Origin of the sequence: Gordonia sp. McavH-238-E, assembly GCF_022348225.1 — a bacterium.
Taxonomy (GTDB): domain Bacteria; phylum Actinomycetota; class Actinomycetes; order Mycobacteriales; family Mycobacteriaceae; genus Gordonia; species Gordonia terrae.
The window spans coordinates 1-23,747 of the sequence record NZ_JAKRFE010000015.1 but is presented as its reverse complement, the minus strand read 5'-3'; the positions used below and the strand labels follow the sequence as shown (position 1 = coordinate 23,747).

22 protein-coding genes are annotated in these 23,747 nt (G+C 68.3%); 4 read left to right on the top strand and 18 right to left on the bottom strand.

Going from position 1 to position 23,747, the window contains the following annotated elements:
- Window positions 1–62 precede the first annotated feature (62 nt).
- Entirely contained in the window at window positions 63–986 is a 924-nt protein-coding gene (locus tag MHN80_RS20435; protein ID WP_239403440.1) for an NAD(P)H-binding protein, read from the top strand.
- Here the strand turns inward: MHN80_RS20435 and nhaA are convergent.
- The 6 genes from nhaA to MHN80_RS20405 form a co-directional block, all read right to left on the bottom strand.
- Window positions 971–2,293, bottom strand: coding sequence for a Na+/H+ antiporter NhaA (nhaA, locus tag MHN80_RS20430; protein ID WP_239403439.1), 1,323 nt, complete (start codon window positions 2,291–2,293; stop codon window positions 971–973). The two genes, MHN80_RS20435 and nhaA, sit on opposite strands and share 16 nt — an antisense overlap.
- A gap of 129 nt (window positions 2,294–2,422) precedes the next feature.
- Complete coding sequence (locus MHN80_RS20425) at window positions 2,423–3,802, bottom strand: HNH endonuclease signature motif containing protein (RefSeq protein WP_239403438.1); 1,380 nt, start codon at window positions 3,800–3,802, stop codon at window positions 2,423–2,425.
- A 745-nt stretch (window positions 3,803–4,547) separates the two neighbouring features.
- Entirely contained in the window at window positions 4,548–5,003 is a 456-nt protein-coding gene (locus tag MHN80_RS20420) for a flavodoxin family protein (RefSeq protein ID WP_101818717.1), read from the bottom strand.
- A gap of 4 nt (window positions 5,004–5,007) precedes the next feature.
- Window positions 5,008–5,547 carry a hypothetical protein gene (locus MHN80_RS20415; RefSeq protein ID WP_239403437.1) on the bottom strand — a complete coding sequence of 180 codons (540 nt, stop codon included), beginning with the start codon at window positions 5,545–5,547 and terminating at the stop codon, window positions 5,008–5,010.
- Between the two features lie 3 nt (window positions 5,548–5,550).
- Window positions 5,551–6,300, bottom strand: coding sequence for a 4-hydroxy-tetrahydrodipicolinate reductase (gene dapB, locus MHN80_RS20410; protein ID WP_239403436.1), 750 nt, complete (start codon window positions 6,298–6,300; stop codon window positions 5,551–5,553).
- Window positions 6,301–6,368: 68 nt separating this feature from the next.
- The gene (locus MHN80_RS20405) at window positions 6,369–6,851 is read right to left on the bottom strand and encodes an Lrp/AsnC family transcriptional regulator (protein WP_239403435.1); all 483 of its coding nucleotides are present in this window, start codon (window positions 6,849–6,851) and stop codon (window positions 6,369–6,371) included.
- Window positions 6,852–6,996: 145 nt separating this feature from the next.
- Between MHN80_RS20405 and ald the strand changes: the two genes are divergently transcribed.
- Window positions 6,997–8,112: an alanine dehydrogenase gene (gene ald, locus MHN80_RS20400; RefSeq protein WP_101818715.1), complete on the top strand. Its 1,116-nt coding sequence runs from the start codon at window positions 6,997–6,999 to the stop codon at window positions 8,110–8,112.
- Between the two features lie 10 nt (window positions 8,113–8,122).
- On the opposite strand, the gene MHN80_RS20395 is transcribed toward ald, so the two are convergent.
- Both MHN80_RS20395 and MHN80_RS20390 read right to left on the bottom strand, forming a co-directional pair.
- Window positions 8,123–8,902: an NRDE family protein gene (locus MHN80_RS20395; protein ID WP_239403434.1), complete on the bottom strand. Its 780-nt coding sequence runs from the start codon at window positions 8,900–8,902 to the stop codon at window positions 8,123–8,125.
- A gap of 6 nt (window positions 8,903–8,908) precedes the next feature.
- Window positions 8,909–10,390: a putative nucleotidyltransferase substrate binding domain-containing protein gene (locus MHN80_RS20390; protein WP_239403433.1), complete on the bottom strand. Its 1,482-nt coding sequence runs from the start codon at window positions 10,388–10,390 to the stop codon at window positions 8,909–8,911.
- A gap of 136 nt (window positions 10,391–10,526) precedes the next feature.
- Here MHN80_RS20390 and MHN80_RS20385 point away from each other — a divergent pair, with 136 nt between their 5' ends.
- Window positions 10,527–11,267: a S1 family peptidase gene (locus MHN80_RS20385; protein ID WP_239403432.1), complete on the top strand. Its 741-nt coding sequence runs from the start codon at window positions 10,527–10,529 to the stop codon at window positions 11,265–11,267.
- A gap of 72 nt (window positions 11,268–11,339) precedes the next feature.
- Here the strand turns inward: MHN80_RS20385 and MHN80_RS20380 are convergent, their stop codons facing one another.
- The 3 genes from MHN80_RS20380 to MHN80_RS20370 form a co-directional block, all read right to left on the bottom strand.
- Window positions 11,340–13,628, bottom strand: a complete 2,289-nt coding sequence (locus MHN80_RS20380; protein ID WP_064571714.1) for a polyribonucleotide nucleotidyltransferase — start codon at window positions 13,626–13,628, stop codon at window positions 11,340–11,342.
- Between the two features lie 473 nt (window positions 13,629–14,101).
- On the bottom strand, window positions 14,102–14,371 hold the full coding sequence (gene rpsO, locus MHN80_RS20375; protein WP_004021887.1) for a 30S ribosomal protein S15: 270 nt from the start codon (window positions 14,369–14,371) through the stop codon (window positions 14,102–14,104).
- A 146-nt stretch (window positions 14,372–14,517) separates the two neighbouring features.
- Window positions 14,518–15,486 (bottom strand): bifunctional riboflavin kinase/FAD synthetase, encoded by a 969-nt coding sequence (locus MHN80_RS20370; RefSeq protein ID WP_081487019.1) that lies wholly within the window; start codon window positions 15,484–15,486, stop codon window positions 14,518–14,520.
- Between the two features lie 100 nt (window positions 15,487–15,586).
- Here MHN80_RS20370 and MHN80_RS20365 point away from each other — a divergent pair, with 100 nt between their 5' ends.
- A complete protein-coding gene (locus MHN80_RS20365) occupies window positions 15,587–16,255 on the top strand; it encodes a metal-dependent transcriptional regulator (RefSeq protein ID WP_004021889.1) in 669 nt (222 codons plus the stop codon).
- Window positions 16,256–16,282: 27 nt separating this feature from the next.
- Here the strand turns inward: MHN80_RS20365 and truB are convergent, their stop codons facing one another.
- The 7 genes from truB to infB form a co-directional block, all read right to left on the bottom strand.
- On the bottom strand, window positions 16,283–17,182 hold the full coding sequence (truB, locus tag MHN80_RS20360; RefSeq protein ID WP_004021890.1) for a tRNA pseudouridine(55) synthase TruB: 900 nt from the start codon (window positions 17,180–17,182) through the stop codon (window positions 16,283–16,285).
- A 1-nt stretch (window position 17,183) separates the two neighbouring features.
- Complete coding sequence (locus MHN80_RS20355) at window positions 17,184–17,840, bottom strand: 4'-phosphopantetheinyl transferase (RefSeq protein WP_239403431.1); 657 nt, start codon at window positions 17,838–17,840, stop codon at window positions 17,184–17,186.
- A complete protein-coding gene (locus tag MHN80_RS20350) occupies window positions 17,837–18,838 on the bottom strand; it encodes a metallophosphoesterase (protein WP_172622053.1) in 1,002 nt (333 codons plus the stop codon). The genes MHN80_RS20355 and MHN80_RS20350 overlap by 4 nt, the downstream gene beginning before the upstream one ends.
- A gap of 28 nt (window positions 18,839–18,866) precedes the next feature.
- Complete coding sequence (locus MHN80_RS20345; RefSeq protein ID WP_004021893.1) at window positions 18,867–20,198, bottom strand: MATE family efflux transporter; 1,332 nt, start codon at window positions 20,196–20,198, stop codon at window positions 18,867–18,869.
- 17 nt (window positions 20,199–20,215) lie between these two features.
- Window positions 20,216–21,172, bottom strand: coding sequence for a bifunctional oligoribonuclease/PAP phosphatase NrnA (locus MHN80_RS20340; protein WP_004021894.1), 957 nt, complete (start codon window positions 21,170–21,172; stop codon window positions 20,216–20,218).
- Window positions 21,169–21,621 (bottom strand): 30S ribosome-binding factor RbfA, encoded by a 453-nt coding sequence (rbfA, locus tag MHN80_RS20335; RefSeq protein ID WP_004021895.1) that lies wholly within the window; start codon window positions 21,619–21,621, stop codon window positions 21,169–21,171. Before rbfA ends, MHN80_RS20340 begins: the two co-directional genes overlap by 4 nt.
- Window positions 21,622–21,721: 100 nt before the next feature.
- Window positions 21,722–23,747, bottom strand: a 2,026-nt coding sequence (gene infB, locus MHN80_RS20330; RefSeq protein ID WP_239403430.1) for a translation initiation factor IF-2, incomplete at its 5' end; no start/stop codon positions are given.

Genomic DNA, 23,747 nt, shown 5'->3' with positions numbered 1-23,747 from the left:
GCCATGGAACGTCCGGCCATCTCCGACGATTCTGGACTCACAGCATCAGTCAAGGAGGTCTCATGTACACAATTCTCGGCGCGACGGGCACCGTCGGCGCACAGGTCACCACCCGCCTGCTCGACGGCGGACATCGGGTTCGGGCGGTCGGCCGTTCGCCCGAGCGGCTCGACGCCCTGGCTCGGCTGGGCGCCGATACCGCGGTCGGCGACACAACAGATCCGTCCGCGCTCGCCGCAGCGCTGCGCGGCTCGTCGGCCGTGTTCGTTCTGCAGCCCGCGGACTACACCGCCACCGACCATCTCGCCTCGCAACGGACGATGACCGAATCGATTGTCCGTGCGGTCCGTGAGTCGGACGTTCCGCGAGTGGTCGCCCTCAGCAGTGTCGGAGCGGAGATCCCGGCCGGCACCGGGTTTCTCGTCGGTCTGCACATCCTGGAGGAGGGCTTGGCGGCGTTGTCCGATGTCGAGGTACTCGCTCTGCGTGCGGGCTGGTTCTACGACAACGCCCGCTCCTACCTCCCGCTGATGCAGAACGCGGGCTTGATCGCGGACTCGCTCGACGCCGAGGTGCGTGTTCCGATGGTCGCCACGCGGGACATCGCCGCGGCAGCGGTGGACGCGCTGGTCGAAACGGGTTGGGGCGGCGGACATCTGACGAGTGAAATCCTGGGTCCGGTGGACGTCGATCAGCGGACTGTGACAAACGCACTGGGCGACGCCTTCGGTCTCCCCGAGTTGCACTACCAGCGGTTGTCCGACGACGACATGATCGCGACCCTCGTTGCTGAGGCCGGCTTCAGCCCCGACGTCGCGCGTCACCATGTGGGCATGACCCGGGCCATCAACGACGGCCGGGTCGTCGGCCGACGTCCGGGCACCACGGTGATCACCGGTCCGACGACGATCGACGACTACGCCACAGGCCTGGCGGCAGCCGCGATGGCGACGACCTCCAGTCCCGCCTATCAGCTGTCCCGCTGATAGACATCCGGGATGCCGTCGTGATCGTCGTCCCGGGACTCTTCTTCGGCGACCCGGCGGTAGTGCCGGTTGCGCATCCGCAGGATGATCGCCGCGGCCGAGGCGGCCGTCAGTGAACCGACCAGGACACCGATCTTGACGTACTCCGCGCGGTCGGATTCCGGGTCGTACGCAAGGTCGCCGATGAGCAGGGAGACCGTGAATCCGATGCCGGCGAGCATGGCCGCCCCGGTCACGTCGATCCATCGGATGCTGGCGTCGAGGGTGGCGCGCGTGAACCTGGCGAGGAGTGCGGTGGTGCCGACGATGCCCACCGTCTTGCCGACCACCAGACCGAAGATGATGCCCAGCGCAACGGGATTCGTGAGCGCCTCGCGGAGGCCGCTGAGACCGCCGATGGTGACGCCGGCGGCGAAGAAGGCGAACACCGGGATGGCGAAGCCGGCCGAGATGGGCCGGACCCGGTGTTCGAAATGCTCTGCCAGGCAATGCCGGGTATCCGTCTCGTCGCTCCCGGCCCGACGGAGCACCGGGACGGTGAAGCCGAGGACGACGCCGGCGACGGTGGCGTGGACTCCGGACTCGTGGACGAACGCCCACGTGAAGGCCGCCAGCGGGAGCAGGAGCCACCACGAGGTGATCCGCCGCTGCACGAGCACGGCGAACGCCGCGAGCGGGACGAGGGCCACCGCGAGCGCGGTGCCGTTGATGGAATCGGTGTAGAACACCGCGATCACCGTGATGGCGAGCAGGTCGTCCACCACTGCGAGGGTCAACAGGAAGGTGCGTAGCGCGACGGGCAGGTGCGTGGAGATGACGGCCAGCACGGCGACCGCGAATGCGATGTCGGTGGCGGTGGGTATGGCCCAACCCTGAACCGCGCCGTCGCCGGCCCGCATCGTGATGGTGACGAAGATGAGTGCGGGAACGGCCATTCCGCCGACCGCCGCCGCAATGGGCAGGGCTGCGCGGGCGGGGTCGCGGAGGTCGCCGGCGACGAACTCGCGTTTGAGCTCGAGTCCGACGACGAAGAAGAAGATGGCGAGCAGGCCGTCGGCAGCCCAGGTCGCCAGGGACAGATCGAGATACAGACCGAGCGCGTCGGATCCGACGTGGATGTCGCCGAGACCGAAGTACGCGGCGGACCACGGGGAGTTCGCCCACATGATGGCGACGACCGCGGCGACGAGAAGCAGCATGCCGCCGATGGTTTCGCGCCGGAAGATGTCGGCGATGCGAGAAGCCTCGGGCCAGGAGCCGCGCGAGAAGAGCGTCGGGGTGGCCCGACGTGAGTCGGTGTCAGTCATGGTGCGTACGGAGTCCTTCGTCGGGTGGGCTACGTACGCGTCGTGGCCGCCCAGCGTGCAGGGCTCACCGTCAACGCGCAGCCGACCAGACTTCCCGGCACACCGCGTGTTAGTCTAACAGCTACGCATCTACGCAGCCCTGTGCACAGCAGACTCGGAGTGAGTTGCGTTGCGCGCCTTCCACTCCCACACCGCGTAGAGCACCTCGGTCGTGTACCCCAGGTCCATCCGACCACCACCGATCGGCACCGTCGCATCTACCCCGATCCGTTGATCGGGTCGCCACCCGCCCGGTTTCGACGTAGGTGGCGCCACCTCGATCTCAGTGCCGTCCGGTCGATGAAACGTGAACCGCTGCTTCCCGTGTGCGGTGATCGAGAACTCGCCCCGATGCAGCGAGCGGTGACACGACCCACACAACAAGATCAGATTATCCGGATCGGTCCGCCCACCCGCCGACCAGAACCGCACATGATGAGCATGCAGATGACGCGTCCGACCACACCCCGGCATCTGACAACACCGATCCCGCACGAACAACGCCTGCACCAACGCCTTGTTCGGCGACCGCTTCCGACGACCCACCCCCAACAACGCCAGTTTCCCCGGCTGGCCAGCAATTCTGCGGCTCACCACCTCCCGCGTCGACGCACCACACCGGGCTTCGGCCACCTCAGCCTCCGACAACGCCGGCCCATCATTGAGATGAGACTGGCCCACACCCTCACCGGCATGAATGAGAATCTCCGCACCCGGCGCGAGATCGGGCATCGCGATCCCCTCATGCACCATGTCGGCCATCGCCACCACCGCCGGCGCCACATTCGACGGCACCTGCCGCCACAGATCCCGACGCCGCGACGGAACCATCTCCGAATCAGGTTCAGTGTTCCGCGGAACACTCTCAGCCGACGATAGATCCGGGTCATCACAGGTCCGGGTGCGTTCATACTCGGCGCGCACCGTGCCCGCCAGGAAACGTGCACCGTCCAACGGAGACAGGGTCAACGACACCGACAACGAACCGTCGAAGTTCCACTTCCACCGGCCCGTCGACTCCACCGGCGGCCGGCTTTCGTCTTCGACGCCACGGTTACGGTCGATCTGGCCCATCGCCCGTACCGCCCGATCCAACTGACTCGCCGTGCACGACAACGCCAGATTGACCAACTCGGCCTCCCGCTCCGGGGTGGCCACCCGCGTCAGGGCGCGGACCTTCGAATACGAGAGCCGACCTTCGCCAAAAGCGTTGCCGATCAACGGCAATCCTCGGATCGCCTTCGCGACCCTCACATGCTCATGCGCCGTTCGCGGTGCGATGCCGGCCTTCCACGACAACCAGTGCGCCAGCGAGTGAATCCCCGGCCCCCGCCACGACTCCCGCCCATCCAATTCCGCCACCAGTTCAAGGAAGTTCGCTGTCAGTGCCGTGATCTGCGCGGCATACCCCAGCACCCGACCCTCGAGCACCTCGTCAGACAGCGACTCCGGATGCGCATCATCGAACATCGACGACACATCCCCACCCGAACGAAAAGCACTGACCCCCACCGCAACCCCCTGAAACAAACGAGAAGTACAGCAACAAGGTATCGCCCGGCACCGACAATCGCGCGGGCCTCAAGCCGAGTCACGAGTGTTCCGCGGAACACTCGCCAGCCACTCCAGAAGCTCAAAACGAATCGTCGCGATGACGTCGATCCCGCGTCCATCTCTGTACTTTCACAGCTCGCCGAGAGAGCGCTGATCGACGAGCGGCAACCCAGGCCGACCTAGACCGGGCGGACCTAGTCGGCACCGCAAGCGGCCAAATCACCGACCGCAAGCTCGTGTACGCCTGGATCTACGGCGACTTGGTTCACGCCACCACACCGCGATCCCCAGTGATCAAAGACCTCAGCATCGACGACCGCTACCACGCAGCCGCCCCAGGGCTCCCGCGGGCGAGGACGGAGAACCACCGCCGATGCCCAGCGACCCGTCACAGGATCTCGACCCCACCCAGTGGCTATCAGTTCACCAGGTACTCATCGACGCAGGGTTGGTCGACTCCGACGAGATCGAGCAGGTCATCAACGCCGAGACCGAGCACGCCGAGAACAGTGCATCTGGGGCCGATCGACACGGACCGATTGAATAATGCTGCGCCACAATCGATCCTATCGAAGAATGCGTTGTCATTCAGGCCGCTCGAGGGAGATACAGGCGCTCTTGGTCGACACGATAAGCGCAGCAACGGCCGCGCCCCGCTCGCTCACCCCTCCATCAACCCCGCCGCGACCGTCGCACCCAGCTCCCAGCATGCTTCGCGGTCGTCTTTGCCCGGGGCCCCGGAGACGATGACGTGTTCGGCGGCCTTGGTCCAACCGAGCCCGCCGGTGATCGAATCGACTGCTCGCACAGCACCTTCGGTGCCCTGATTGCCGTGGAGGTACAGCCCGAACGGCCGGCCCTGGGTCGAGTCGAGGATCTGGTAGTAGCTGACGTCGAAGGCGTGTTTCAGTGCGCCGCTGATGTATCCGAGATTGGCGGGCGTGCCGAGGAGGTACCCGTCGGCGTCGAGGAAGTCGGAGGCGGTGACGGCGAGCGCGGCCCGTCGGATCACCTCGACGCCCTCGATCTCGGGATCGGTCGCGCCGGACACGACGGCCTCGAACATCTCCTGGCACGCCGGAGACGGCGTGTGGTGGACGATCAGCAGCCGGCTCACCGGTCTACTGTTCCCGGCCGTGGTACTGGGCGACGGCCCGCTTCATCATCGAGCGGGCGCGGGTGCGGTCGCCGGCGTAGTCGTAGGCACGGGCGATGCGGTAGGTGTTGCGCCAGTCGTTCGGGTCGGCCTCCCACTCGGACTTCACCTGTGCGAAGAGTTCGTCGGCCGCATCGCGCTCCATGCGGCCCGATGCGCGGTGCGGCAGGTGGGAGATGTCGAGTTCGCGACCTTCGTCGGCCATGATCGCGGCGAGTTTCTGGTGCTCGAGCCCCGCCCGCAGCGTCGCGTAGACCAGCCATGCCCCGATGAGCGGCAGCGCGATGACGCCCACGCCCAGACCGATGCCCGCCAGCGAACCGGAGGCGATCAGCTGGAAGCCGCGCCATCCGAGCAACACGAAGTAGACGATCAGCGCCACGACCAGGAACCCGATCATCCAGACGATCGGCCGGGAGTCCTTCTTCCGCGGGCCCAGGCGCGGTGCGCCGCCTTCGGTGTCGTCGTCGTGGGCTGGTTCACCCTGCGGGTCGGCGGGGGTCATCGGTCAGAGGTCCATCAGTTCTTCGAGCCCGATGGTGAGGCCCGGGCGGCCGGCTATGCTGCGCACGCCCAGGAGCACTCCCGGTGCGAACGACGCCCGGTCGAGGGAGTCGTGCCGGATGGTGAGCGTCTCACCGGCGGTGCCGAGCAGCACCTCCTGATGGGCGACGAGTCCGGCGAGCCGCACCGAGTGGACGCGCACGTCGTCGACGACAGCGCCGCGGGCGCCGTCGAGTTCCTCGGTCGTGGCGTCGGGGCTCCGTCCGACCCCGGCCTCGGCCCGCGCCCGCCCGATCAGCTCTGCCGTCCGATAGGCGGTACCCGACGGCGCGTCGGCCTTGTGCGGGTGGTGCAACTCGATCACCTCGACCGACTCGTAGTACTTGGCGGCCTGCGCGGCGAAACGCATGGACAGCACGGCGCCGATCGCGAAGTTGGGTGCGATGAGGACGCCCACGCCGGGGTTGTCCGACAGCCAGCCACGGACCGTGTCCAGTCGTTCCTCGGTGAATCCGGTGGTGCCGACGACGGCGTGAATCCCGTTGGCGATGAGGAACTTCAGGTTGTCCATCACCACATCGGGGTGGGTGAAGTCGACGACGACCTGGGTCTCGGTGTCGGTGAAGAACTCCAGGGAGTCCCCCTTGTCGACGCCCACGGTGTAGGTGAGGTCGTCGGCGTTCTCGACCGCGGCGACGATCGCCTGCCCGACCTTGCCCTGGCTGCCCAGGACGCCCACCTTGATACCGCTCATGCCCACCCTCTTCTTGTCGACGCGCCACATCCCAATCGTTGCCGGCCCAGTCTAGTGGCGTCGTAGCCTCAGAAGATCGGGGCACCGCCGCGGCGGTGCTCGAACACCAGCGACGTGGTGGTGCCGGCGACCTCCGGCCGGCCGTTGAGTCGTTCGACGAACTGGCGCAGCGCCTCGGTGTCGGCAGCGGCGACATGCAGCAGATAGTCGTCGGTGCCGGCGAGGAAGAACACATCGATCACCTCGTCGTGGGTGGCGATCTCGCCGACGAACTGCCGGATCCGCCCGCGCGCGTCGGACTGCAGGCTGACGGCGACCATCGCGCGCAACGGACGTCCCAGCGCGGCCGGGTCGACATCGGCGAAGAAGCCGCGGATGATGCCGAGTTCGACGAGCCTCCGCAGACGCCCATGGCAGGTCGACGCGGCGATGCCGACGCGCTGGGCCAGTTCGCTGTTGGGCATCCGCGCATCCGACTGCAGCAGTCGCAATAGCTCTTGGTCCGTCGCGTCGAGGTCGCCCGTCCGAACATCCTTCGGCGTCGCGGGCATCGCATGCTCTCCGATCACAGAATCGTCGGCGAATCCCGACTGTCGAGAATATTCTTCAGTCACATTGTGACACGGTCGACGTTCCTTCACGCTGGAATCAGTTCACCGAGGAACATTCAGGAGACGCAACCAGTACGGAGTCACCATGCGTATCGGCATCCCCACCGAGATCAAGAACCACGAGTACCGGGTGGCCATCACCCCGGCCGGCGTCGCCGAACTCCACCATCGCGGTCACGACGTCGTGATCCAGGCCGGTGCGGGTGAGGGCTCGGCGATTCCCGACAACGATTTCAAGGCCGCGGGCGCACAGATCCTGGGATCGGCCGCCGAGGTGTGGGAGCAGGCCGATCTGCTGCTGAAGGTCAAGGAACCGATTGCCTCCGAGTTCCCGCTGATGCGCCGGGATCAGACCCTGTTCACCTACCTTCACCTCGCGGCGGGCCGAGAGTGCACACAGGCACTGCTTGCCTCGGGCATCACCTCCATCGCCTACGAGATGGTCCGCAGCGCCGACGGTGCACTCCCCCTCCTGGCCCCGATGAGCGAGGTCGCCGGACGCCTCGCACCGCAGGTGGGCGCCTACCACCTGATGCGTTCGGCGGGTGGCCGGGGCGTACTGATGGGCGGCGTCCCGGGAACCGAGCCCGCCGACGTCGTCGTTCTCGGCGGTGGCGTCAGCGGCGTCAACGCGGCCCAGATCGCGCTCGGCATGGGCGCCCAGGTCACCGTCTTCGACATCGACATCGCCAAACTGCGGGCCGTCGACGCCCGCTTCGCCGGCCGCGTCCACACCCGGTACAGCACGGCACTCGCGATCGAGTCCGCCGTCGTCGACGCCGACCTGGTGATCGGAGCCGTTCTCGTCCCGGGTGCCAAGGCACCGGTCCTCGTCTCGAACAGCACTGTCGCCCGGATGAAGCCGGGCGCGGTGCTCGTCGACGTCGCGATCGACCAGGGTGGTTGTTTCGAGGACTCCCGGCCCACCACGCATGATGATCCGACCTTCGCCGTCCACGAGACCGTCTTCTACTGCGTCGCGAACATGCCCGGCAATGTCGCGCGTACGTCGACCCAGGCGCTCACCGGCGCCACCCTCCCGCACGTCCTCCGGCTGGCCGATTCGGGACCGGCGAAGGCGTGCGCGGCCGACCCGGCACTGGCCTCGGGGCTGAGCACGCGAGACGGCGAACTGTTCACCGCGGAGGTCGGCGCCGCACTCGGCCTGGAAGTGTCGCCGAACCCCTTCGCGCACAACTGAGCACAAGCGGTCAGAAGGTCAGCGTCGTGGTTCCTCGACGTCGCGCACGCCAGCCATAGCGTCGCTCGGTCATCGATCCGTGGCCGTCGTGCCCGACCCGCAGAAGGGTCGATGCCCGGGTGCCGTATCCGGGGATGTTGATGAACATCGACGACAGCGCCGCCTCAGCCTGTGGGCCGACGCCGGTGTCGGGCAGCCTCGCCGGGTCCGGCCGATCCTGGTCGGCCAGCATGGCGAAATAGGACTCGTCCAGGGTGGCGGCGTCTGGATCGGCGCCCTCCGCCTCGACCAGCTCACCCAGCGCCGCCGCACCGTCGACGACCTTCGGCCAGTCGTTGTCCAGGGCCCCGTTGGAGAGACCGTGCACGCCGTCGGCAACCCGCTCGGCGCGCGGCTCCGGCCAGTTCGTCATCCACCACAGCTCGTTCCGATCGGCGACGAGCAGATTGACCGGGTCGTACGCGGCAGCGTCGTCGACGACCCGGTGCGCGTACACCTTCGGATCGTCGTCACCGACCAGATAGTCCACCGGAAGCTGTCCGCGCGAACGGATTCCGGTTCGTCGAGCCGGACCGACGCGAACGTTCGTGACCATCGCCACCCGGTCGGGCGTCTCCGCCGAGACGGCCATCCACGTCCCGCCGGCGACGGCATCGCGACCCCCGAGGTTCGGCAGGTCGTCCCAGTGCGACAGCGCGAACGTGCGGCGGCGGTGCTGCTCGTCCCGGTTGGCGGCCACGATCAGACGCCGGGTGGGGTGGGCGTTCCACGCGAAGAGGATCAGACACATCGGGTTTCAGGTCACCTGCTCGGGTCCGGGGAGGAGTCGGCTCATGGTGGACATCCGCCGCTGCACACCGGCGATCTCGCGGACCGCCTGCCCGAGGAGGCTGCGGTCCAGCGGGGACAACTGTCTGACGTCGAACCGATCGCCGGGCGGGTCGCCGTTGTCGAACTGCGCGACCTGATATCGCAGTCGGACGCGCTGCAACACGTCGAAGACCTCGATGAGCATCGACGCCTGCTCGTCCGGCAGCATCTCGCTGCCGGACGCCGCGCGCAGACGGCCCCGGGTGTCGACGTCGGTCGACCCGACACTGACCGCAGCCCATCGCGCGATGTTGACCAGCGGTGTGACCGCATGCTGCTTGATGTCGACGACGTTGCCCCGCCCGGTCAGCACATCACGCCGGGAACGCAACCGGGCGCGCGTCGACAGAGTCTCGGCCAGAAGCAGATTCATCGTCCTCGGGTCACGCCGCAGGCCGGCGATCATCGCGACCGCCGGCGTCGCCGACGACGCGCCGCCCCCGCGGACCGGCCGGCCGTCGAGCATCAGCGACGTGAAGATCATCCCCTTGCCCGCGAGTGGGTCGTCGATCCAGCCCCGCGCCGCCGCCTGCCACTGCGAGTGCGTCCGCGCGAACAGCGGCTTCGACGCGAGGGCGCCGTTGGCGTCGACCCGCAGTCCAGCGTTCCGCAACACCTCGTCGACCTCACCGAACGCCGCCCGGTACCGATCGATCTCGTCGGCCACCGAATCATCGAGAGAGACAGCCGAATCCACGTCGGAGCTCAAGACCGGTTCCCGACGAGCGGTGCTGCCCAGCGACAGCCAGGTGAACGCCGCCGGATCGAGCTCGGGATGGGCGGCGAGGACGACATCGAGCGCACGACCGACGACCGAATCGACGATCAGGGACGCCGCGCGGGTGATCTCGTACGGCGGCCGGTCGCGGCGCACCAGGTCGGCGACGAACTGCGGCAGGCGGCGCGCGTGCCCCTTCAGCTCGTCGACGTCGATCGACCGCCGGATCTGTTCGCGCAGAGGAATTCCGGCACCCGCCGGGTCGGCGACGAAATCGCCCGGACCGACGACACCGACCACATCGCCGTCGGCATCGCACACCGGGACGATCGAGAGGTCACGATCGACGAGTTCGGTCAGGACGTCCACGGCGGCCGCCCCGGCATCGACGACGAACGCCGGCTCCGTCACGATCTCCCCGACCTCGGTGTCGACGCTGCGCCCGGCCGCGACCACCTCGGCCCGGATGTCGCCGTCGGTCAGCACACCGTGGCGTCGGTCCGGCAGCGGGATGACCACATAATCCTGTCCGCGCTCGGTCATCAGCGCGGCCGCCTGACGGACGGTCATGTCGGCCCGGCCGATCACCGGTGCGGTGCGCAGGAGTTCGGCGACGGCGCGCGCGGCGGAGACGTCGCCGGCGTCGCGACGGCGCGCGACCGTCAGCTGCACCTTCTCCTCACCGGACATCTCTGCAGAGTCTAGGCGCGCGTCGCGACCGACCGGGCCGTCGGCCGGTCGGATGATTCCGGGTCGGGCCGGACACCACAGGACCCGTGCGGCACTCCAACGGAGCAGACACCCGCTCGGAGCAAAGGACACCCCGATGATCAAGCCTCACGTCGCTGCCGCGACCACCCTGCTGGCCGCCCTGGCCGTGGCGCTGGGCACCGCAACCCCCGCAACCGCGGTCACGCCCCGGTACGCCGACACGCTCACCGCCGGGCAGGGCATCCTGATCGGCGACGGACTGTGCTCCATCGGATTCTTCGGGACCAATGCCGACGGCGACCGTCTCGCGGTCACCGCCGGGCACTGCGCCGACGGTGTCGGCGACGAGGTCACCACCACCGACGGCGAGCCGATCGGCGAGGTCGTGGAATGGAAGGACGACGGCGGCACCCCGGACGGGTCGATCGCCCTCGCCGATCCCCGCGGTTACACCGTCATCGCGATCGAGGACGACTGGGACGTGGACCCGGTGTTCGTGACGGCGGCCGACCCCGAGGTCGGCGAACCGGTGGCCAAGACCGGTGAACGCACCGGCACGACCGTCGGCACCGTGACGGGACTGCTGCATCAGGACGCGGCACCCGAACACCGGCTCGTCAACGCCGAGCTCGTCGTCCTGGGCGGCGACTCCGAGTCGCCCTGGTACCAGGAGACCCGCGCCGGCCGGTACGTCCTCGTCGGGATCTCCTCGAGCGGGAACTTCGGTACCCAGAACCCCGACCAGGCGATCTCGACGGCCCAGACCATCGAGGGTCTGTACGAGCAGATCGCCGGCTCCGGAACGGCCTGGACCGACGGATTCGAGATCTGGTTCGACGAACCCGATCGTCGGTAGAGCCACGACACGGCGAAGGGGCCCGCCGTCCGCATGGACGACGGGCCCCTTCCGGACCCACTCGGTGTCAGATCAGGCGTCTGCGGTGGCTGCCTCGGCAGCCGGTGCCTCCGCCTTGTCGGCGTCGTCGTCGACCGGGACGAGGCTGATCTTGCCGCGCTCGTCGATGTCGGCGATCTCCACGCGGAGCTTGGAGCCCACGTTCACGACGTCCTCGACCTTGTTGATGCGCTTGCCCTTGCCGAGCTTCGAGATGTGCACCAGGCCGTCGCGACCCGGCAGCAGCGACACGAACGCACCGAACGCGGTGGTCTTGACGACGGTGCCGAGGAAACGCTCCCCGACCTTCGGCAGCTGCGGGTTCGCGATCGCGTTGATGCGGTCGATCGCGGCCTGCGCGGACGGGCCGTCGGCGGCGCCGACGAACACGGTGCCGTCGTCCTCGATGGAGACGTTTGCGCCGGTCTCCTCGGTGATGCCGTTGATCGTCTTGCCCTTGGGGCCGATCAGCTCACCGATCTTGTCCATCGGGATCTTGATGGTGGTGATCCGCGGCGCGAACGGGCTCATCTCGTCCGGCTCGTCGATGGCCTCGGCCATGACGTCGAGGATGGTCAGCCGGGCGTCCTTGGCCTGGCTGAGCGCACCCGCGAGCACCTGCGACGGGATGCCGTCGAGCTTGGTGTCGAGCTGCAGCGCGGTCACGAAGTCCTTGGTGCCCGCGACCTTGAAGTCCATGTCGCCGAAGGCATCCTCGGCGCCGAGGATGTCGGTCAGTGCGACATAACGGGTTTCGCCGTCGACGGTGTCGGAGACGAGGCCCATGGCGATACCGGCCACCGGGGCGCGCAGCGGCACACCGGCATTCAGCAGCGACATGGTCGACGCGCAGACCGAACCCATCGAGGTCGAACCGTTGGAGCTCAATGCCTCGGAGACCTGACGGATCGCGTACGGGAAGTCCTCGACACTCGGCAACACCGGCACCAGGGCACGCTCGGCGAGCGCGCCGTGGCCGATCTCGCGACGCTTGGGCGAACCGACGCGGCCGGTCTCACCGGTCGAGTACGGCGGGAAGTTGTAGTGGTGCATGTACCGCTTCGACGTCTCGGGTCCGAGCGAGTCGATCTGCTGCGCCATCTTGACCATGTCGAGGGTGGTGACACCCATGATCTGGGTCTCGCCGCGTTCGAACAGCGCGCTGCCGTGCGCACGCGGGATGATGGCGACCTCGGCCGACAGCGCGCGGATGTCGGTGATGCCGCGACCGTCGATGCGGAAGTGGTCGGTCAGGATGCGCTGGCGTACGAGCTTCTTGGTCAGCGACCGGTAGGCGCCGCCGATCTCCTTCTCGCGACCCTCGAACTGCTCGCCGAGCTGGGCCAGGATGTCTGCCTTGAGCTCGTCGGTCTTGTCGTCGCGCTCCTGCTTGCCCGCGATCGTCAGGATCTCCGACAGGCGATCGGTGGCAGCGGCGGCCACGGCGTCGTAGACGTCCGACTGGTACGGCGGGTACAGCGGGAACTCGGCGGTCTCCTTGGCCGCGGCGGCGGCCAGGGACTTCTGCGCCTCGCAGAGGCGGGCGATGAACGGCTTGGCGGCTTCGAGGCCCTCGGCCACGATCGCCTCGGTCGGCGCCTGTGCGCCACCGGCGACGAGGTCGATGACGTTGTCGGTGGCCTCTGCCTCGACCATCATGATCGCGACGTCGGCGGTGTCACCGGAGCCGGCGACGATGCGGCCCGCGACGACCATGTCGAACACGGCGCCCTCGAGCTGCTCGACGGTCGGGAACGCGACCCATTGTCCGGCCTTGTTCTCCTCGGTCGGGATGAGCGCGACGCGCACGCCGCCGACGGGGCCGGAGAACGGCAGGCCGGCGAGCTGGGTCGAGGCCGACGCGGCGTTGATCGCGACGACGTCGTAGAGGTCGTTGGGGTTGAGCGAGAGGACGGTCACGACGACCTGGATCTCGTTGCGGAGACCGTCGACGAACGACGGGCGCAGCGGACGGTCGATGAGGCGACAGGTCAGGATCGCGTCGGTCGAGGGGCGGCCCTCGCGGCGGAAGAACGATCCGGGGATGCGTCCGGCGGCGTACATCCGCTCCTCGACGTCCACGGTGAGCGGGAAGAAGTCGAAGTGCTCCTTCGGGTGCTTCGACGCAGCGGTGGTCGAGAGCAGCATGTTCTCGTCGTCGAGGTAGGCGGTGACCGACCCGGCGGCCTGCAGCGCGAGGCGTCCGGTCTCGAACCGGATCGTGCGGGTGCCGAAACTCCCGTTGTCGATGACGGCGGTCGCCTCGGTGATGGCGTCGTCGTAGTCGTCGGCGAAGTCTTCGGTCGTGTTCACATCTGTCATGTGGGGTGGAATCCCTTCGTAGCGGCTGCCGGTGGCGGCCGTCTGACGCGGCCACGCGAAGTCGGCCGCTTGTGCGGTTGGGGGTGGTCATCGCGGAGGTGCGCAGCACGTACTCACATGCCGCGTCGAGCGGACATGTCCTCGAGAGCGCACGCGCGGATCGGACCGACCCAGAACGCGCCGAGAATGTGCGGCAGCACGGTGAATGGCGCAACGTATCAGCGCCGGATGAGTGCTCAGACGGCCTTCGATCGAAGCGGCCGGAATCCTGCGCGCCCGGGGATTGCCCGGGCGAGGTTTCCGGCGGCCACTACCGAGGACCGATCTGGCTGGTCGTTCCGTACTGCCTCGAGTTCCGGCACGATCCGTCTGTCAGCGTATCACCGCCGACTGTCAATACCTCAATACGACGAACATGCATACGACAAACCGGCCGCCCCCGGATTCGGGGGCGGCCGGTCGAAGTCGTGAGATCAGCGACGCAGGCCGAGGCGCTCGATGAGCGAACGGTAGCGGTTGATGTCGACCTTGGCGACGTACTTGAGCAGACGACGACGGCGTCCGACCAGCAGGAGCAGGCCGCGCCGGCTGTGGTGGTCGTGCTTGTGCTGCTTCAGGTGCTCGGTGAGGTCGGTGATGCGCTTGGTCAGCATCGCGACCTGGGCCTCGGGCGAACCGGTGTCGGTCTCGTGCAGACCGTACTCGGCGAGGATTTCCTTCTTCTGCTCGACAGTCAAAGCCATGGAGATACTCCTGTTTCTCAGTACCGCGTCCGAAACGACAACGGTGCGCCACCGCGGACTGCAGCAACACCGACTGATCAGGCTACAGCCCGGGTGGGACGCGGCCCAAATCGGCGCCGGGAGCGCAGCGAGCGGGCCGTGAACCCTCAGCTCTCGGCCGCGGCCAGGATCTCCCTGGTCTTCGTGACGTCGTCACCCATCGCGGTGATCAGATCGTCGACGCCGTCGAACTGCTCCATGCCGCGGATGCGATGGACGAAGTCGACGGCGACGTGCTGGCCGTACAGATCGGCACTCTTGTCGAGCACGAACGCCTCGACGGTGCGAGTCCGGCCGGAGAACGTCGGATTGGTGCCCACCGACACCGCGGCCTCGTACCGCTCCCCCGGCTCGACCTCGCCGACGACCGGACCGGCGCCGAGGATCGTGAACCAGGCGGCGTAGACGCCGTCGGCCGGGATGGCGGCGTACATCGGCGGCGCCACATTGGCCGTCGGGTAGCCCAGGTCGCGGCCGCGGCCGTCGCCACGCACCACGACGCCCTCGACCCGATGCGGTCGACCGAGCGCCTCGGTGGCACGGTCCACGTCACCGGCCGCGACACAGGAACGGATGTAGGTCGACGAGAACGTCACCGCGTGTTCACCGAACAGCGACACCGATTCCACCGAGAAGCCGAATTTCCCACCGAGTTCGGCGAGCTTGGACACGTCCCCGGCCGCCTTGCGACCGAAGGTGAAGTTGTCGCCGACCACCACGACGGCAGCGTGCAACGTCTCCACGAGGATGTCGTGGGCGAAGTCCTTCGGCGACCGGGCGGCGAGTTCGGGGGTGAACGGCATGACGCAGAAGACGTCGATGCCGAGTTCCTCGGCCAGCTCGGCGCGCCGCGTCAGCGTCGTCAGTTGCGGCGGATGGGATCCCGGCCGGACCACCTCGGACGGATGCGGATCGAATGTCATCAGCACCGCCGGCACCCCGTGCTCCTTCGCCGCCGTGGTGGCGGCGCTGATGAGCTCGGCGTGTCCCCGGTGGACACCGTCGAAGACACCGATGGTGACCACGCACCGTCCCCAGTCCGCGGGGATGTCGTCCAGACCTCGCCATCGCAACACGCGACCAGACTACGGGCACCCGGTGTTCCAAACCACCACCGCCACTCGCGTTTGCGGTGGGGTTAAGCTCTTGGTCATGCCTCGGGGATCGGATCGTCCGGTGACAGAACTGTCACAGGTGACCCAGGACTATCTGAAAGTGATCTGGACCAGCCAGGAGTGGGAGGACGTCAAGGTCACCACCAAGCTGCTGGCCCAGTCCCTCGGTGTGTCCGCATCCACCGCCTCGGAGGCGATCCGCAAGCTCGCCGACCAGGGATTCGTCTCCCACGAACCGTACGGCGCGGTCACCCTGACCGACGAGGGTCGATCCGCGGCCATCCTGATGGTGCGCCGCCATCGTCTGATCGAGACCTTCCTGGTGCGCGAACTCGGATACCGGTGGGACGAGGTGCACGATGAGGCGGAGATCCTCGAGCACGCGGTCTCCGACCGTCTGATGGCCCGGCTGGACGCGAAACTCGGTTTCCCCGACCGGGATCCGCATGGTGACCCGATCCCCGCCCTGGACGGCACGATCCCCGCGCCGGACGCGGCCCTGCTCGCCGACCTGGATGTGGGGGCGTCGGGCGCCATCGCCCGGATCTCCGACACCGATCCCGAGATGCTGCGCTACTTCGATCAGGTGGGCGTCGCGCTCGACTGCGTGGTGACCGTCGCCGAGAAACGCCCGTTCGCGGGCACGATCTCGGTGTCGCTCGACGATGCCGATCCGATCGACCTCGGCGACATCGCCGCGCGCGCCATCTTCGTCGTCCCGCGCGCCTGACCCGGTCCGGGAGCGCGGTCACCGGCGTCAGCGCAGCGTCGCCGGCCGGACCACCATCACCGAACTCGCGCGACGACCCTTCTCCTGGATCAGCGCGATCGCCTGCTCCCGCGGGTCGACGACGACATAGATCTCCTTGCGTCCGATCGGCTCCAGCCACCGTCCCTGACTGATCGACTCGGCCTCGTCGTCGTCGATGTCCCGGCGCGGGAACGAGATCTTGACCGCCTCGTCGATGTCGAGGCTGACGCGCGGCTCCTCGCGCACGTCGTCGAGCGTGCGCGCATGGTCGAGCGTGAACGGGCCGACCGCGGTCCGGCGGAGTTCGGTGAGGTGCCCGCCGAGTTCCAGGGCGGCGCCGAGATCGCGTGCCAGTGATCGGATGTAGGTACCCGACGAACAGTCCACCACCACATCGAGATCGACGAACTCCCCGTCGCGCCGGGTGGCGAGCAGCTCGAAGCGGGACACGGTGACCGGGCGCGCCGCGAGGTCGAAGTCGGCGCCGGTACGCACGAGCGCGTGCGCCCGTCGGCCGTCGACCTTGATCGCGCTGACCTTCGCCGGGACCTGCTGGATGTCACCGGTGAGTTCGACCATCGCCGTGGCGATCTCGGTATCGGACACCCCGGATGCGTCCGCGGTGGAGAGGATCTCCCCCTCGCGATCGTCGGTCGTCGTGGACGCACCGAGCCGGATCGTCGCCGTGTAGGACTTCGTGGTCAGCGACAACAGACCGAGAAGTTTTGTGGCCCTCTCGATCCCGACGACCAGGACGCCGGTCGCCATCGGGTCGAGGGTGCCCGCATGGCCGACGCGGCGGGTGTTGAAGATCTTCCGGCAGCGCGAGACGACGTCGTGGCTCGTCATACCGGCCGGCTTGTCGACGACGAGCAGCCCGGCGTTCTCGATGGTTGCGTCGGCCACGTCAGGTCAGCGCGATCGTGGTGGTGATGATGCCCCGCTCGACCAGCCAGCGACCGGAGAACTCGAGCAGCGGCGGCCCCCCGTCGGTCGCGGCCGGGTCGATGAGAATGCGCGAGGTGAACGTGCCCGACGTCGGGGTGGACTGCTCGAAGGTGATGTGCGCGTCCTCGAAACCCAGCCAGCGCTTGGCGACCGGGAACCACGCCTTGTAGGTGGCCTCTTTGGCACAGAACAGCAATCGATCCCAGTGCAGGTCGCCCGATCGCGTCGCGAGGACCTCCCGCTCGGCCGGCAGACTGGTGTGCTCGAGCACGCCGTCGGGCAGGGCGTCGTGCGGTTCGGCGTCGATGCCGAGGGACCGCACCGACATGGCATACGCCACCGTCGCGGCGCGATAGCCGTCGCAGTGTGTGAGGCTGCCCACGATCCCGGCCGGCCAGACGGGTGCACCCTTGTCGCCCTTGAGGATCGGGACCGGCTCGTGACCGAGCTCGCCCAGCGCCTGGCGGGCGCAGTGCCGGACGGTGGTGAACTCGCGGCGGCGCTTCTCCACCGCACGGGAGATCAGGCTCTGCTCGGCCGGCATCAGGACCAGACCGGGCGGGTCGGCGAACGCCTCCGCCGAGGCGACGCCCGCCGGCAGGAGTTGCTCGATCATCGGTTGTCCTCTCGTGCTTGGCGTTCGGCCTGTCTCTCGGCCTGTCGGGTGCGGCGCTCCGCCTGCCGCTGCTCGACGCGCTGGCGGAACTCGGCGGCGCGTTCGGCATAGTCCGGGGGCAGATCGAACCGGACCCCGTGCTCGGGCAGATCGGCCGCGCCGAGCCCATCGCCGGGAACGATGTTGCGCATCAACGGATTCGGCAGTCCGCGACGCTTCCATTCCCGCGGGTAGCCGACCGACACCTCTTCGAACCGGATGCCGTCGTACCAGGTGGTCCGCGGGATGTGGAGATGGCCGTAGACGCAGCAGGCCGCGTTGAACTCGGTGTGCCAGTCGGCCGTCAGTTCGCTGCCGCACCAGAGCGCGAACTCGGGATAGATGAGTGCGTCGCACGGTTCCCGACGCAGGGGCCAGTGATTGATCAGGATCGTCTTCTCGGCCGGATCGATGGCCTCCAGCCGGCGTCGGGTGATCTCGATCCGCGCTCGCCCCCAGGCGTCGCGGGTGGGGAACGGCTCGGGCGACAGCAGGAACTCGTCGGTCGCCACCACGTTGCGTTCCCGGGCGAGCGCGAGCGCGGTCAGCTTGTTCGCCGTGCCCTCGGGGCGGAAGGTGTAGTCGTAGAGCAGGAACATCGGGACCACGCGGACCGGATCCGAGCCGTCACCCGGGTCGAAGAGCGGATAGATGTCCTCCGGGGTGACCACACCGATGTCGCGGCAGGCCTGCACCAGGTAGTCGTAGCGCGCGACCCCGAACACCTGCAGCGGATCCTTGGCCGTCGTGTACAGCTCGTGATTGCCCGGCACCCAGACGACGGTGGCGAAGCGCGCCCGCAGTCGACGCAAGGTGTCGACGACGTCGTCGGTGCGTTCGGCGACATCACCGGCCACGATGAGCCAGTCCTCCGGCGACGTCGGCCGAATGCTGTCGATGATGTGCTCGTTGCCCCGATGTGCGATGTGCAGATCGCTGATCGCCCACAGAGTAGCCACGAGGATCCATCGTGCCAGAGTCGCGGTCTCAGGCGCGGACCGCACCCGCCTGCCGCCAGCGTCCGGATCGGATCCGCCACACCACGGTGGCCAGCCGGACGAGCATGAACACCACCAGGCCCGACCAGACGCCGGCGAGGCCCCAGTCGAACACCAGCGACAGCCAGATCAGTGGCAGAAAGCCGACCAGGGCGCCGGTGAGTGTCGCGGTGCGCAGGAAGGCGGCGTCGCCGCTGCCGAGCAGGACGCCGTCGAGCGCGAAGACCACCCCGGCGATCGGCAGCATCCCGACGAAGAACCACCACGGCACACCCACGGCATCGAGGACCGCGGCGTCGGAGGTGAAGATGCGCGGGATCAGCGTCGCGCCGGCGGCGAACAGTGCACCCATCGCGGTGGCGGCGACCACGGACACCGCGGTGACGCGACGGGCCACGGAGTCGGCGGCGCCGAGGCGTCCCGCACCGAGTGCGGCGCCGACCAGGGCCTGGGCGGCGATGGCCAGCGAGTCGAGGAACAGCGCCATGAACTCCCACAGCTGCAGCACCAGCTGATGAGCGGCGACCTGGGCCACCCCGAATCGGGCGGCGACTGCGGCCGCGGACACGAAGCAGATCTGGAACGACAGACTGCGCACGACCAGATCACGCGCCATGACCAGCTGGGCGCGGATGATCGACCAGTCGGGCGCGAAGGCGCGCGAACCCGGGACCCGTCGCGCCTCACGGACCACTCGCACGGCGAACAGCATGCCGGTCACACCCTGTCCGATCACGTTGGCCACCGCGCTGCCGTCCAGGCCCAGACGCGGGAACGGGCCGATGCCGTGGACCAGTCCGACGACGAGCACCGCGGCGAGGGACAGACCGACCACGACGTAGACGACCGGACGACGCGTGTCCTGCACTCCGCGCATCCACCCGTTGCCCGCCATCGACAACAGGATCAGCGGGACACCGAACATCGCGATCCGCAGCCAGCCCGCCGCGTCCTGGGCGACCGCGGCCGACTCCGGCGACGACGTTCCGACCAGCAGGCGCATCACGACCGGGGCACACGGATACGCCACCGCGACGATCAGGATGCCGACCGCCACCGCGATCCAACTCGCCTGCACGCCTTCGACGACCGCACCGGGCCGGTCACCGGAACCGAAGCGTCGCGCGGACCGGGCCGTGGTGCCGTAGGACAGGAAGGTCAGCTGGGTGCTGACGATCGAGAGCACCAGGGTGCCGACTCCCAGTGCGGCCAGTTGTTCGCCGCCCAGACGTCCCACGACGGCAAGGTCCAGCAGGAGGTAGAGCGGAGGCGCGATGAGAACCGCGAGAGCCGAGACGGTCAGCGTGGCGATGCGCGCCACGCCTGGGGAATCCTCGCTCAGAGCGACTCCAGCAACCTGGCGACCACGTCGTCAGCGGTACCGGTGTCGCTGTACCCGGAGGCCTGACGATGTCCGCCGCCACCATGGGCCCGGGCGATCGGGACGAGATCGACGATGTCCTTGGATCGCAGCGAGACCGTCCACCTCCCCGGCTCGCTCTCCTTGAAGACCGCGGCCACCTCGGCTTCGCGCGCGGTACGGATCGTGTCGATGACGCTCTCGGCCTCGTCCCAACTCATCCCGGCCAGTGCCTGGTGATCGACGATCGCGTAGACGAGACCCTCGCCGTTGCACGCGGACGGGGCGAGCTGCGCCGACGCCAGGACGCCCGACATCATCGAGAACCACGCGAACGGATGCGAGTCGAACAGGATGCGGCTCCACCTACGCGCGTCGACGCCGGTCTCGAGGAGTCGGGCCGCCACCCGGAACGACGCCGGACGAGCCCACCGGAACGAACCGGTGTCGGTGCTGAGACCGGCGTAGATGCAGGTGGCGATGTCGGCGTCGAGTTCGACGCCCAGGTCGTCGAGGACGTCGAGCACCAGGACCGCGGTGCAGTCGGCGTCCGGGTCGACCAGGTCGAGGTCCCCGAAGCCGGGATTCGACGCATGGTGGTCGATCACGACCGAGGTCTGCGCCGCGGTGAACGTCGCGCCGAGCGACTCGAGACGATCGAGATTGGCGGCGTCGACCGCCACCACGAGCGGATGTCCGACGACCTGCGCGGGCGAACACAGCAGCTTGCTGCCGGGCAGCCCGGCGAGCGACGCCGGGAGTTGCTCGGTCCCCGGGTAGGACACCTCGACGTCGACGCCCCGGCGGTCGAGTGCCAGCCCCAGCGCCAGACCACTGCCGATCGTGTCCGCATCGGGGCGCACATGACAGCAGATGGTCACCGCGGTCGCAGAGGCCAGCGTCGCGGCGATCGCCGCGCTCGACGAACCGCTCACTCTTCGGTACCGGTGGAGTCGTCCGCCGAACGGTACGGGTCCGAATCGCCCGCCGGCTTCGCCTCCGCCGCACGCCGGGCGACGATTTCGTCGTTCGCGCGGGCGCGGGCGACGAGCTCCTCCATCTGACGTGCCGCGTCGGGCACCGTGTCGAGTACGAAACGCAGCGTCGGGGTGAAGCGCACCCCGGTGCCCGCGCCGACCTTCGACCTCAGCACGCCGGTCGCTTTCGCCAGCCCCGCGGCCGCGGCCTCGACATCGGGCTCGGCATCGATGGATTCGCCCATCACGGTGTAGTAGATCGTCGCGTCGTGCAGGTCGTTGGTCACCCGGGCATCGGTGACGGTGACATACGCCAGTCGCGGATCCTTGATCTCGTGCGCGATCGCCGACGCGACGATCGACGAGATCCGCTTGGCCAGGCGCTGAGCTCGTGCCGGATCAGCCATTACAGGACTCCTTCCGTAGCGCTGCGTGCGCGCCGACCGGAAACCGGTCGGCGCGCACCACAGCTGTCGAGATGTCGTACGAGGGCAGTCGCTGCCGCGATCAGTCGCGCGGCTTCTCCCGCAGCTCGTAGGTCTCGATCACGTCGTCCACCTTGATGTCCGAGTAGGTCAGCGTGAGACCACATTCGTAGCCTTCGCGAACCTCGGTGGCATCGTCCTTCTCGCGCTTGAGCGAGGAGACGGTGAGGTTCTCGGCGACCACCACGTTGTCGCGCAACAGGCGGGCCTTGGCGTTGCGCCGCATGATGCCCGACTGCACGAGACAACCGGCGATGTTGCCGACCTTCGACGACTTGAAGATCGCGCGGATCTCGGCGCGGCCGAGCTCCACCTCTTCGTAGATCGGCTTGAGCATGCCCTTGAGCGCGCTCTCGATCTCGTCGATGGCCTGGTAGATCACCGAGTAGTACCGGATGTCGACGCCCTCGCGGTTGGCCAGCTCGGTGGCCTTGCCCTCCGCACGGACGTTGAAGCCGATGATGATCGCATCCGAGGCCGCCGCCAGGTTGACGTTGGTCTCGGTCACGCCACCCACGCCGCGGTCGATGATCCGCAGCGAGACCTCGTCGCCCATCTCGATGTTCAGCAGCGCCTCTTCGAGGGCCTCGACCGTACCCGAGTTGTCACCCTTGAGGATGAGGTTGAGCTGGCTGGTCTCCTTGAGCGCCGAATCCAGGTCTTCCAGGCTGATCCGCTTGCGGCTGCGTGCGGCCAGCGCGTTGCGCTTGCGCGCGTTGCGCCGGTCGGCGATCTGCCGGGCGATGCGGTCCTCCTCGACCACGAGCAGGTTGTCGCCTGCGCCGGGGACCGAGGTGAAACCGATGACCTGGACCGGACGTGACGGCAGCGCCTCGGGGACGTCGTCGCCGTGCTCGTCGACCATGCGACGGACACGTCCGTAGGCGTCACCGGCGACGATCGAGTCGCCGACCTTCAGCGTGCCGCGCTGGACCAGCACGGTCGCCACCGGGCCGCGGCCGCGGTCGAGGTGCGCCTCGATGGCGACACCCTGGGCGTCCATGTCCGGGTTGGCCCGCAGGTCGAGCGACGCGTCCGCGGTGAGCAGGACGGCTTCGAGCAGCGCGTCGATGTTCTCGCCCTGCTTGGCCGAGATGTCGACGAACATGGCGTCGCCGCCGTACTCCTCGGGGATCAGACCGTATTCGGTCAGCTGTCCGCGGATCTTCTGCGGGTCGGCGCCTTCCTTGTCGATCTTGTTCACCGCGACCACGATCGGCACGTCGGCCGCCTGGGCGTGGTTGACCGCCTCCACCGTCTGCGGCATGACGCCGTCGTCGGCCGCGACCACCAGGATCGCGATGTCGGTCGCCTTGGCACCGCGGGCACGCATGGCGGTGAACGCCTCGTGACCCGGGGTGTCGATGAACGTGATCAGGCGATCCTCACCGTTGAGGTGGGTGTTCACCTGGTAGGCACCGATGTGCTGGGTGATACCGCCGGCCTCGCCCTCACGGACGTTGGCCTTGCGGATCGTGTCGAGCAGTCGGGTCTTACCGTGATCGACGTGGCCCATGACGGTGACCACCGGCGGACGCTGTTCGAGGTCTTCCTCGCCGCCCTCGTCCTCGCCGTAGGTGAGGTCGAAGCTGTCGAGGAGCTCGCGGTCCTCGTCCTCGGGGCTGACCACCTGGACGCGGTAGTTCATCTCCGAGCCGAGCAGCTCGAGCGTCTCGTCGTTGACCGACTCGGTCGCGGTCACCATCTCGCCGAGGTTGAACAGCGCCTGGACCAGCGATGCCGGGTTGGCGTCGATCTTGTCGGCGAAGTCGGACAGCGACGCACCACGGGCGAGGCGGATGATCTCGCCGTTGCCGCGCGGCAGCCGGACGCCACCGACGGCCGGTGCCTGCATGTTCTCGTATTCGGCGCGTTTCGCCCGCTTCGACTTGCGACCACGGCGCGGTGCACCACCGGGACGACCGAAGGCGCCTGCTGCGCCGCCGCGGCCACGGCCGCCACCGCCACCGCCGCCGGGACGACCGCGGAAGCCGCCACCTGCGGGTGCACCGGGTGCACCGCCGCCGCCACCGGGGCCACCGCGGTAT

What these genes read in the sequence shown, in the direction of transcription:
- MHN80_RS20435 (WP_239403440.1), top strand. Translation starts at nt 63, where the DNA reads ATGTACACAATTCTCGGCGCGACGGGCACCGTCGGCGCACAGGTCACC.
- nhaA (WP_239403439.1), bottom strand. Translation starts at nt 2,293, where the DNA reads ATGACTGACACCGACTCACGTCGGGCCACCCCGACGCTCTTCTCGCGC.
- MHN80_RS20425 (WP_239403438.1), bottom strand. Translation starts at nt 3,802, where the DNA reads ATGTTCGATGATGCGCATCCGGAGTCGCTGTCTGACGAGGTGCTCGAG.
- MHN80_RS20415 (WP_239403437.1), bottom strand. Translation starts at nt 5,547, where the DNA reads ATGACCCCCGCCGACCCGCAGGGTGAACCAGCCCACGACGACGACACC.
- dapB (WP_239403436.1), bottom strand. Translation starts at nt 6,300, where the DNA reads ATGAGCGGTATCAAGGTGGGCGTCCTGGGCAGCCAGGGCAAGGTCGGG.
- MHN80_RS20405 (WP_239403435.1), bottom strand. Translation starts at nt 6,851, where the DNA reads ATGCCCGCGACGCCGAAGGATGTTCGGACGGGCGACCTCGACGCGACG.
- ald (WP_101818715.1), top strand. Translation starts at nt 6,997, where the DNA reads ATGCGTATCGGCATCCCCACCGAGATCAAGAACCACGAGTACCGGGTG.
- MHN80_RS20395 (WP_239403434.1), bottom strand. Translation starts at nt 8,902, where the DNA reads ATGTGTCTGATCCTCTTCGCGTGGAACGCCCACCCCACCCGGCGTCTG.
- MHN80_RS20390 (WP_239403433.1), bottom strand. Translation starts at nt 10,390, where the DNA reads ATGTCCGGTGAGGAGAAGGTGCAGCTGACGGTCGCGCGCCGTCGCGAC.
- MHN80_RS20385 (WP_239403432.1), top strand. Translation starts at nt 10,527, where the DNA reads ATGATCAAGCCTCACGTCGCTGCCGCGACCACCCTGCTGGCCGCCCTG.
- MHN80_RS20380 (WP_064571714.1), bottom strand. Translation starts at nt 13,628, where the DNA reads ATGACAGATGTGAACACGACCGAAGACTTCGCCGACGACTACGACGAC.
- rpsO (WP_004021887.1), bottom strand. Translation starts at nt 14,371, where the DNA reads ATGGCTTTGACTGTCGAGCAGAAGAAGGAAATCCTCGCCGAGTACGGT.
- MHN80_RS20355 (WP_239403431.1), bottom strand. Translation starts at nt 17,840, where the DNA reads ATGATCGAGCAACTCCTGCCGGCGGGCGTCGCCTCGGCGGAGGCGTTC.
- rbfA (WP_004021895.1), bottom strand. Translation starts at nt 21,621, where the DNA reads ATGGCTGATCCGGCACGAGCTCAGCGCCTGGCCAAGCGGATCTCGTCG.